Here is a 9,987-nt window from a genome sequence, read left to right as displayed (position 1 = left end):
GGCCACAATGGCTTTATTAATCCCATCAATCACCCTTTCTTCAGGGCTTGAGTTAACCAACGCACTGGCAGTTGTATCTGATTTAAACGTCAGCAATAACGTATCTACTAGCGAGCGACTCGATGTTGTTTCGTCACCTGGTGATGGTGACGCTGTTAACGAACATTATCAGATAGTAACAACCAGCCACGGCGGCAAAAATGCAAGTTTCATGGTAAGTGTATTCATGAACGAACAGGCATTTAATGACGGCAAGCCGCCCATTGAACAACTAAAAGAAGGGCGCAGCACAAAAGTATTTAGCGTTAATTTATTGGCCGATGAATACAAAGAGTTAGAAGCTAGGACTGCCGCTTATTCTCACTTGGTAAAACAAACTGGTTTTATTGATAGCGTTTCTATTGAAACACTTTCAGTGTAATAAAACTCACAAGAGTCCAAGCGGGTAAAACCTGCTTGGCGATTAAGCTTTAATCCTTAACAGACGTTAACAGAGCTTGTAATTTTGTGGTTGATTGAGGGGTTTTGCTTTTATTAGTATAATTGTGACAAATTAAATTTTGTGTACATCTGTGTGTACATATTCTTGTTTTTATATTTTATTTTTCATTTTAAATTAATGGCTTGAACTCCATAGTTCTATAATCGTGCCAAAATAGGGTGGGTTGAATTGCATTAGCCATAATAAAAATAAGGTCCTTTTCTCGATTACAGGCATATTAACATTGATGAGCCTTAAATTGATAATAGCGTTAATATTGCAAATTTATACCGCATCAGCACAGGTTTGCTAGTTTCTAATCAATAAGTAAGATAAATTATATAATATGCGATACACCGAATGTAGGTGATCTCAATTTAAAAAGGATATTGAATGCATCAACATATTTTTACTCAACCAATTGTCAGCGAAATTAAACAGCCTACGCTGTTAACGCTTCGCTTGTCTGAATCGGTGAGTGATTTGTTGGTGTTATCTGCGATGACAAATCCGATAGCTGAATTCGTGGTCAGTCAAGTAAATGGAACCAATGCGACATTGATTGTGCGTCATCAACCTTTTGTTGAATTGATTTATCATCATACTCAACAGGTGGTGAGTCAATATGATCAAATCAGAACGCTTGGACAAGGGGCTCGTTTATATTCCAAAATGGGGACTGCACCAAGGGTATGTATTGAACAATTGAGGGCCGGTGTTGTTGTCGATATCCAAGCCGATGATAATGTGTATTTTAGTTTGGCGCCTCTGGCGCGTTTTGAGTTAATTTCTCTTGAGCAAGACTTGCGTATTTTAAGTGAGCCTCAAGCTTTGGTGATGGCAAAAGCCATATTAGGACGCAAATTCGATCACAGTGAGCCTTCTTCTGTTTTGGCGGTGCACATCAGTGAGCTTGAGCAAGTTAGACGTGATTTACGAGAATACCTTAAAGGTGAATCGGGCAAAATTCATCCGGGCGTGTCAACTGAGCTGTTAAAGCTTGATCATTTGTTGCAAAATAAACACCAGTGGCTATTGAGAACCTATCATCAATCTTTAGAACGTCCAAATTTTGGTCGTTCATCAAATGAGCAGCTGTGCAATATTGAACAATTACAGCGTAAGCTAGACTGTTTTGAGCTATTAGCCCCAAAAGATGTGTCAGACATGGTTAAAAAGCTGTCTGATGACGAAAATTAATTTTTTACCATTCTAGAGCCTACCCATGCCGTATATTTGTCCTATATGTTCTGCGCCATTAACGTTAAGCGATAAAAGTTGGGCATGTGTTCAGCGGCACCAATTTGATTGTGCAAAAGAAGGTTACGTTAATTTATTGCCAGTTCAAAAGAAAAAAACCAAAGATCCTGGCGACAATAAAGACATGATGATCGCAAGAAGAGAGTTTCTTAGTCGAGGCTTTTATCAACCCTTAAGCGACCAGGTGAATTTACTTGCAGCGCAATATCATCCAAACGCTGAAACTCTTTTGGATATCGGTTGTGGGGAAGGTTATTACAGCCATCGTTTATTTGAAACAATGCAACAATCTTCAGGTGAGCAATGCAAACTTTATGGTTTAGATATTTCTAAATCAGCGATACGTTCAGCTGCGAAACGCTACCCTGAATTACAATTTTGTGTTGCAAGTGTGTTTGAAATGCCATTTGCAGACAAGAGTATCGATTTGGCAATTCGAATATATGCGCCATCTAAAGTGGAAGAATTACAGCGAGTAATGAAACCAGGCAGTACGTTGATTACTGTTTCGCCCGGCCCAATGCATCATTTTGCACTGAAACAAAAGATTTATAGCCAACCTAGATTGCATCCACAAGACTCGCTCATGCTTGAGGGGTTTAACTATCTTGCCCATGAATCGCTTACTTATCAGTTAACGTTAACCCAAGCCAATGATATTGAACATTTCCTGAATATGACACCTTATGCATGGAAGTTAAGTGATATGCAAAAACGGCAAATAATAGAGCAAGGACTCGAATGTGAGATCGATTTTAAAATCGAAATTCACCAGCGCGAACAATCAAGTGTTGATTAAATCAGACAAATAACTAGTTGATGCTCAAAGATAAACCGTTCGGTTTAAACATCAAAAAAATATTGACCTTTGCTTGATGTTTGTTGACTTATTCTGAGAATGGTTTATAGTCTACTTAGCTTGAAGGTTGGGCTTATATTTATGTGTTTCAATACGACCAGTTTCGTCCTGTGAACATAAGTAATACCGGCATTTTCCAGCTTTACCGCCGTTAAGGCTTTAATTATATATTTTACAGGATTTATATCATGTCTCAAGTTACTGGTGTTGTTAAGTGGTTCAACTCTGACAAAGGTTTCGGATTTATCGAGCAAGAGTCTGGTCCAGACGTATTCGTTCACTTCCGTGCTATCAACTCTGACGGTTTCAAAACTCTAGACGAAGGCCAAAAAGTATCTTTCACTGTGACTCAAGGTCAGAAAGGTCCTCAAGCTGAAAACGTTTCAGTAGTTGGCTAATATTTCTATCTAGTTTCGACTAGATATTAATAATAAGACTGTAGCATTTATGCTGCAGTTTTTTTTTGCAAATTTAACAGACCTAATACGAACGCTATGTTTAATGCCAACGTCTAAACGAGTTAAACAGCTTATACTCCAGCTTCTACTTATGTTTCGATTTCTTCCTCGTCGACATTGTTACTATTCAGCGGTCTTATTTTCCTAGAGATATATTCCAGCACAGGTACTTTAATGCTCTATTTGGCAAAGTACTTCACTTCGACATTCCATTTAATACCATTTCCATTAATTATGTGACCAATCAGAGTCGCTCAGACTGTTCAGTTTGAGGCGCATTGTTGAAATAATGGTTATTCCCTTCTAAGGCAATGCAACAAAGAAATGGACTGTATGAGCGCCTCCTGCAAGGCGGGTTTCTGTGCCTTCTATGCTGCTTAATAGTATTTTGACGTACGACTGCATGGATGCAGGAGGTAGAGCAACGCAGGAGCAGTTGCCGACGACTGCATGGATGCAGGAGGTAGAGCAACGCAGGAGCAGTTGCCGACGACTGCATGGATGCAGGAGGTAGAGCAACGCAGGAGCAGTTGCCGAGAGTAACTATGCCTACAATCCTATTACTTGCCTAGAAGGTACAGAATTCCCGCTGAATGACCAGATAATTGCTGGAATTGGTATAAGTATTTTATTTTAGCGCACGACTTTATCGCCATGTTTTAAAGCGCAAACACCTTAATACATAGAGAATACTCGAATCTGTGCATCACTTTTAAATTCAGCCTATACATCAAGCCCAGTGTTGGTTCGTTTGTCAGTCAGTCAATTTATTGCAGAACATCGTCACGTAATCGGCTGGGTAGAGCTTGAGTCTGAAGTTGAATTTAGGCTAAATAAGCTGATATGACTCATAATAAAGCCCATAGGCTATAAACAAAGGCCCATAAAAAGGCCCGTGTTAACGGGCCTGTACTGACATATTGCAATGGCTTATGAGAATAGGGTTTCTTCTAGTGTTCGACCTTTAAGTATGGCTTTGTATCGCCATTGCTTTTCTGCTAACAAGCCCAGGATTTGTTGTTCTAGCTCAAAATTACTTTGTTTATGATACTCAATAACATACTGCTCATCACCACTGCGTTTAACTTCAATAACCTGGGCTAATCCGAGTAGTTGTTGATGCAGGCTATCCATATCGCATGTTTGCATCGTTAATGTAATAAAATCTGTTGCCTGACTGGCTTTAATCGACACCGATTTCTGTAGTTTACCCTGTTCAAGATACACCACCTGATCGCACAGTTTTTCAAGTTCATCTAAGTTGTGAGAGCTGATTAAAAAGGTGGTTTCACTTGATAAATCTTTAACGATTTGGCGTATCTTTTTAGCATTGGCAGGATCGAGCCCTGCAGTTGGCTCATCAAGTAATACAATTTTAGGTGAGCCAATTAACGACTGCGCAATAGAGACTCGTTTGCTCATACCATGGCTAAGGCTTTTGGGTTTGGCTTGTGCTGACTGTGCTAAATCGACCAAACTTAATACTCGAGATACTTCTTGTTTGGCTTCGGCTTGACTGAAGCCTTGCAGTGTTGCAAAAAATTGTAGCTGCGAGGCAATACTAAAATGTGGGTCAAGTTCTGCATCTTGCGGTAGGGCAGATAACACCCCTTGAAGTGCCTTACTACCAGGTGCATGACCAAGGATCGTCACGCTGCCTTGAGTGGGCTGAATATAACCACACAGTAAGCTAAACAGTGTGGTTTTACCTGCACCATTTGGGCCAACTAACGCAATTGGTGCACCAGCGTTTAAGCTTAGGTTAACATTGTCTAGCGCTAATTTATTAGGGTAGTGTTTCGATAAGTTATTGCATTGAATTAGGCTCATAGGGCACTCCGTTTCATTAATAAATTACCCAGTCCTAAAATAACAACGGTTTGCAATAACGGAATTGGCGAGTAGGCTAGCGAGCTAATGCCTTGGGTATTTATCATGCTCGAAATTTGAGAACCAGGTAAAATGATACTCAATCCACTCAATTGCGGAAATTTGAAATTAATTAATCCGATAACAATGGATACTAATGCCCAAAGAATAATCGCAAAAATACTCGCCTGTCTTGCTGAGTTAGCATGCAATGACAATAGCGCCATGGCTGCTGTATAGGGTAATACTACGATAAAAAGGTTAACCATGACCAATAAGCTGGTGCTCAGCGCCGCAGCCAGTAACGTCATATCACGACTGACAACCATGATAATGGTTGCGAGTAGAGTGAGTATAATTAACGACAATTGGATCAGCATTTGCCCCGCAAAACGCCCCAAAAAAAGACTGCTGCGGCTTACTCTTAAGGTTAAAAAACGTAAACTGCCACGCTGCTTGTCTGAACTGAATTGATCCGCGGCAATAAAAATGCTGAACAGAGGAAATAAATATAAAGCTGCGAGCCAAAACACGGCAAATTCAGCAACAGGCCATTCAAATAAATGTTGTAAACTGCCGGGGCCAAATAGGGCTTCTGTGAAGCTTCTGAAATTAGGTTCCATAATAAATTCAGAGGCACTTTTGATAGGGTAAAGTAATAAAATCGCCCAAATAAGCATAAAAGCGATTAGGGCTACCATGCCACTTTTATTGGTAAAGCGTTTACTAAGTTCATATTTGGCCAATAACCCAATATGAGACAGCCCCGAGGGCACTGAGACGTGTTGCATAAAAATAATCCTTGGATGACACGCATTAATTGTCTGGCTGAGATGATGCCAATGATGGCCTCATATTTGAGTTTACACACATGCTCAACGGATTAGTCGAGTAAAGTTTCAAGCCGAGCCATTTTTTGCTCTAGTGCGTCAACTCTTTCTGTTAATTCTGCGATGCGCGCTTCTTGTGCCAAACTGTGCTGTGTTTGAGCTGAGACTTGTATATGCTCACCGCTATTGATTTGGTGTTCATCAATGTTGCCGCTAAAGCACTCTAAAAAACGGCAATCTCGCTTGTTTGGCTCGCGAGCTAGTTGCACAACAAGCGGTGTATCTCGTTGGCTCAAACCCAGTAATGTCGCCTCTACTTGGCTCACGTCACTAAATTCATGTAAGCGCGGTGTTCGAGTTTTAAGTTCGCCTGGTGTTTGTGGGCCACGTAAAAGCAGTACACATATCAATGCGACTTCAGCGCTACTGAGTTGCAATTCACTAAATTCGGTATTACAAAAACGATGCTTGTATTTGACAACGCGACTGCCAAACCCGGTTTGCTCACTGATAAAACGTTTTTTAGTTAAGTCATCAATAATGGTTTGAACTTCGGATTCACTTAATGACATTACAGGTTCGCGGCTACTTTTTTGATTGCAGGCGAGGGTTAACGAATTAAGTGATAGAGGATATTGGTCGGGGGTGGTGAGCTCTTTTTCAAGTAAGCATCCGATAACGCGGGCTTCTAATGACGTCAATTCCATACACTGTCCTTATAAAAAATCGCTGTAATACTTGTATTATTGTGGCTTAGAAAGAAATGACATAATGAGTGAGTCGCTACCCACTCATTATGTATTTGCGATAACCTTAATTTACATGGTTAAGCGAATACCATCGCTGTCAATGCTGATGTCACCTGCTTTAAATAAACCGCCTATCGATTTTTTAAAGGCCTTCTTACTCATACCGAGTTGGTCGTAAATGATGTCTGCATCGGTTTTATCATGCAAAGGTAAAAATCCATCAGCGCTTCGCAGTTTATTAATGATAAGACGGGCGTTTTTGTCTAAATCTTCTTTACCGCTTTTTTGTAAAACCAAATCAATTTTGCCGTCACTGCGCATGGTTTTAATAAATCCGGTTAACTTTTGGCCGAAGCGAAGCTTTTGAAAAACCTCATTGGTGTAGATAACACCCCAGTGCTTATTGTTAATAATGGCTTTGTAGCCTAAATCGGTGGTGCCACCGATAATTAAGTTTACTTGCTCACCAGGGCTATAATGGGCTTCAGTTTTGTCGACAAACTTATCCACTTTAGATGATGCCATAATGCGCTCATCGGCATGATTGGCATGGACATACACTAAATATGAACGGCCTTCTTCTGCCGGTTTGTGTTGTTCACCAAAAGGTAGCAGTAAATCTTTGTCTAATCCCCAATCTAAAAATGCACCGTAAGGGCCTGTAGCGACTACTTTTAAGTAAGCAAATTCGCCTACTTGGGCAAGTGCTTTTTGGGTGGTGGCAATCACAATATCTTCTGAGTCTAGGTAAAGAAATACGTCGACCATATCACCGACATTACAACCGGCAGGGACAAATTTATTAGGAAGCAAGACCTGTCCTAGCTCTTGAGCATTTAAGTAAACCCCAAAGTTCACTTGCTTTACGACTTCTAATGAATAACGTTTACCGATTTGTATCATGAATGACTCTACTTAATAAAAGATGAAAAGGTGTTTCAATCGGTTAATTATACACGTAAATCAACGCTAGGTTGTGCCAATTACCGTGAGTTGAAATTGATTTATTGGCTTAGTGCTTAATTGAACTGGTTTGATGGCAGAAAATCAGGGCTTTTATGGTAATTAATGGGTAATTTACTTGCATTAGACTGCATTGCAGGTTTTAATTGCGCCGATTTTTACAAGTAGGTTTATCGTTGATAAAGTGATCTTATTTTTAATTTAAACAGTAAAACACTCGTTACATAAATTGGATTATGTTTAGCCGACAATGTTTGCAAGCCATGCAAATGTAAGACTAAGATGTGTTATGCCTTTAATTAAAACATGAGCATGTTAATAGGGATGTTTGACCTTACATAACGTAGTTTTATTTAACATTTATAACATCGAGAGTTCAACGTGCCGGTAAAGACGCTAACCTCATGTTAAAGATACAAAAGATGGCAACTGAATACCAAAGATAGCGCTAGGTCGTTATCTGGATTTTAACAAGCAGTCGCATAAAAAGTACTGCTAACTTTGATACAAATACGGAAAATAATTATGTCTGATTGGTCTATCGAAGATGCTCGCGCGGGTTATAACGTGACTCACTGGAGCCAAGGTTTTTACGGTATACGTGAAGATGGCGAAGTGACGGTGTCACCCGATCCTCAAAATCCTGATCATAAAGTTGGCTTAAATGAATTAGCCAAAAATATGGTTCAAGCGGGCGTTTCGTTACCGGTACTTGTGCGTTTCCCACAGATTTTGCACCACAGAGTGGAAAGCTTATGTGAAGCTTTTAACGATGCCATTACTAAGTACGACTATCAAAATGATTATTTGTTAGTTTACCCGATTAAAGTGAACCAACAGCAAACCGTTGTTGAAGAAATTCTTGCCAGTCAAAAATCAAAAGAAGTGCCACAACTTGGCCTAGAGGCGGGAAGTAAACCAGAGTTAATGGCTGTTTTGGCCATGGCGCAAAAAGCCAGCTCTGTTATTGTGTGTAATGGTTACAAAGACAAAGAATACATTCGCTTAGCCCTTATTGGTGAAAAACTAGGCCATAAAGTGTATATCGTACTTGAGAAGATGTCTGAACTTAAAATGGTGCTTGAAGAGGCGTCTAAGTTAGGTGTGACACCTCGTTTAGGTCTGCGCGTTCGATTGGCATTCCAGGGTAAAGGCAAGTGGCAAGCTAGTGGCGGCGAAAAGTCAAAGTTTGGGTTGTCTGCGGCTCAAGTATTGAAAGTTGTTGCTGAACTAAAAAGCGCTAACATGCTTGACTCTCTTCAGCTATTGCATTTTCACTTAGGTTCGCAAATTGCCAACATTCGTGATATCCGCCAAGGTGTGGGCGAAGCGGGGCGTTTTTATTGTGAGTTGCGTCAGTTAGGCGCAAACATCAAGTGTTTTGACGTTGGTGGTGGTTTAGCCGTTGACTACGATGGTACTCGTAGCCAAAGCAACAATTCGATGAACTATGGTTTGAACGAATATGCTAACAACATCGTTAATGTGTTAACTGACTTATGTAATGAGTACGAGCAGCCAATGCCGCGTATTATTTCTGAGTCTGGCCGCCATTTAACTGCGCATCATGCGGTATTAATTACTGATGTGATTGGTACAGAAGCGTACATGCCCGAAGTAATTGAAGCGCCTGCAGAAGATGCACCGCAACTATTACACAATATGTGGCAGTCGTGGGAAGAAATCAGTGGCGGACATGATCAACGTGCCATTATTGAGATTTATCATGATACTCAAAGTGATATCGCTGAAGCACATTCATTATTTGCTGTTGGCCAATTTAGCCTAGCGCACCGTGCATGGGCTGAACAAACTCACTTACGTGTATGTCATGAAGTGAAGGGGTTGTTGAGTAATAACAATCGTTACCACCGTCCAATTATTGATGAACTTAACGAAAAGCTTGCAGATAAGTTTTTTGTTAACTTCTCTTTATTCCAGTCGTTACCAGATGCATGGGGTATCGATCAGGTATTCCCTGTATTGCCTTTGTCTGGCCTAGACAAAGCGCCTGAGCGCCGCGCTGTAATGTTAGACATTACCTGTGACTCAGATGGTATTGTAGACCAATACGTAGATGGTCAGGGTATTGAAACCACATTACCCGTGCCTGCGTGGAGTGAAGAAAGCCCATACTTAATCGGCTTCTTTATGGTGGGAGCATATCAAGAGATTTTAGGTGATATGCATAACCTATTTGGTGATACTAACTCGGCAGTTGTTCGTCTTGATGCCGATGGTGCTGCAAATATTGAGTCGGTACTCCAAGGTGATACCGTGGCTGACGTATTACGTTATGTTAACTTGGATGCTGATGAGTTTATGCGTACCTTCGAAGAGTTAGTGACTCAACACATTGTTGAAGATGAGCGTGCTAGCATTTTAGAAGAGTTACAAATCGGACTCGAAGGTTACACTTATTTAGAAGATTTCTAAATGTAAGCGTAAGATGATGAATACGTAATATGAGGCTTAGTTATGCATAATAACTAAGCCTTTATTTATCGTGACGCCATTA

The 9,987-nt window shown here is 40.4% G+C and carries 9 protein-coding genes; 5 read left to right on the top strand and 4 right to left on the bottom strand.

Annotated elements, in window-relative coordinates:
* Positions 1-7 precede the first annotated feature (7 nt).
* From K8B83_RS14700 to K8B83_RS14685, 4 genes are all read left to right on the top strand, one after another.
* A complete protein-coding gene (locus K8B83_RS14700) occupies positions 8-421 on the top strand; it encodes an autotransporter outer membrane beta-barrel domain-containing protein (RefSeq protein WP_223417653.1) in 414 nt (137 codons plus the stop codon).
* Positions 422-874: 453 nt separating this feature from the next.
* Positions 875-1,681 carry a hypothetical protein gene (locus K8B83_RS14695; protein ID WP_188740720.1) on the top strand — a complete coding sequence of 269 codons (807 nt, stop codon included), beginning with the start codon at positions 875-877 and terminating at the stop codon, positions 1,679-1,681.
* Positions 1,682-1,706: 25 nt separating this feature from the next.
* On the top strand, positions 1,707-2,540 hold the full coding sequence (gene rlmA, locus K8B83_RS14690; protein ID WP_223417651.1) for a 23S rRNA (guanine(745)-N(1))-methyltransferase: 834 nt from the start codon (positions 1,707-1,709) through the stop codon (positions 2,538-2,540).
* Positions 2,541-2,788: 248 nt separating this feature from the next.
* Positions 2,789-2,998, top strand: a complete 210-nt coding sequence (locus K8B83_RS14685) for a cold-shock protein (RefSeq protein ID WP_011496716.1) — start codon at positions 2,789-2,791, stop codon at positions 2,996-2,998.
* Between the two features lie 990 nt (positions 2,999-3,988).
* On the opposite strand, the gene K8B83_RS14680 is transcribed toward K8B83_RS14685, so the two are convergent.
* From K8B83_RS14680 to K8B83_RS14665, 4 genes are all read right to left on the bottom strand, one after another.
* Positions 3,989-4,888 (bottom strand): ABC transporter ATP-binding protein, encoded by a 900-nt coding sequence (locus K8B83_RS14680; protein ID WP_223417649.1) that lies wholly within the window; start codon positions 4,886-4,888, stop codon positions 3,989-3,991.
* Positions 4,885-5,718: an ABC transporter permease gene (locus tag K8B83_RS14675; protein ID WP_223417647.1), complete on the bottom strand. Its 834-nt coding sequence runs from the start codon at positions 5,716-5,718 to the stop codon at positions 4,885-4,887. The genes K8B83_RS14680 and K8B83_RS14675 overlap by 4 nt, the downstream gene beginning before the upstream one ends.
* 92 nt (positions 5,719-5,810) lie before the next feature.
* Positions 5,811-6,464 carry a YceH family protein gene (locus K8B83_RS14670; RefSeq protein WP_223417645.1) on the bottom strand — a complete coding sequence of 218 codons (654 nt, stop codon included), beginning with the start codon at positions 6,462-6,464 and terminating at the stop codon, positions 5,811-5,813.
* A gap of 111 nt (positions 6,465-6,575) precedes the next feature.
* Positions 6,576-7,409 carry a CvfB family protein gene (locus tag K8B83_RS14665; protein WP_188739176.1) on the bottom strand — a complete coding sequence of 278 codons (834 nt, stop codon included), beginning with the start codon at positions 7,407-7,409 and terminating at the stop codon, positions 6,576-6,578.
* A 585-nt stretch (positions 7,410-7,994) separates the two neighbouring features.
* Between K8B83_RS14665 and speA the strand changes: the two genes are divergently transcribed.
* On the top strand, positions 7,995-9,905 hold the full coding sequence (gene speA / locus K8B83_RS14660) for a biosynthetic arginine decarboxylase (RefSeq protein WP_188739175.1): 1,911 nt from the start codon (positions 7,995-7,997) through the stop codon (positions 9,903-9,905).
* Positions 9,906-9,987: the final 82 nt, after the last annotated feature.

Origin of the sequence: Shewanella inventionis (genome assembly GCF_019931735.1) — a bacterium.
GTDB classification, from domain to species: Bacteria; Pseudomonadota; Gammaproteobacteria; order Enterobacterales; family Shewanellaceae; genus Shewanella; species Shewanella inventionis.
The sequence above is the reverse complement of the archived record's forward strand: the minus strand, read 5'-3'. Positions and strand labels throughout refer to the sequence as shown.

Coding starts and splice junctions, on each gene's coding strand:
- K8B83_RS14700 (WP_223417653.1), top strand. CDS start 8: ATGGCTTTATTAATCCCATCAATCACCCTTTCTTCAGGGCTTGAGTTA.
- K8B83_RS14695 (WP_188740720.1), top strand. CDS start 875: ATGCATCAACATATTTTTACTCAACCAATTGTCAGCGAAATTAAACAG.
- rlmA (WP_223417651.1), top strand. CDS start 1,707: ATGCCGTATATTTGTCCTATATGTTCTGCGCCATTAACGTTAAGCGAT.
- K8B83_RS14685 (WP_011496716.1), top strand. CDS start 2,789: ATGTCTCAAGTTACTGGTGTTGTTAAGTGGTTCAACTCTGACAAAGGT.
- K8B83_RS14680 (WP_223417649.1), bottom strand. CDS start 4,888: ATGAGCCTAATTCAATGCAATAACTTATCGAAACACTACCCTAATAAA.
- K8B83_RS14675 (WP_223417647.1), bottom strand. CDS start 5,718: ATGCAACACGTCTCAGTGCCCTCGGGGCTGTCTCATATTGGGTTATTG.
- K8B83_RS14670 (WP_223417645.1), bottom strand. CDS start 6,464: ATGGAATTGACGTCATTAGAAGCCCGCGTTATCGGATGCTTACTTGAA.
- K8B83_RS14665 (WP_188739176.1), bottom strand. CDS start 7,409: ATGATACAAATCGGTAAACGTTATTCATTAGAAGTCGTAAAGCAAGTG.
- speA (WP_188739175.1), top strand. CDS start 7,995: ATGTCTGATTGGTCTATCGAAGATGCTCGCGCGGGTTATAACGTGACT.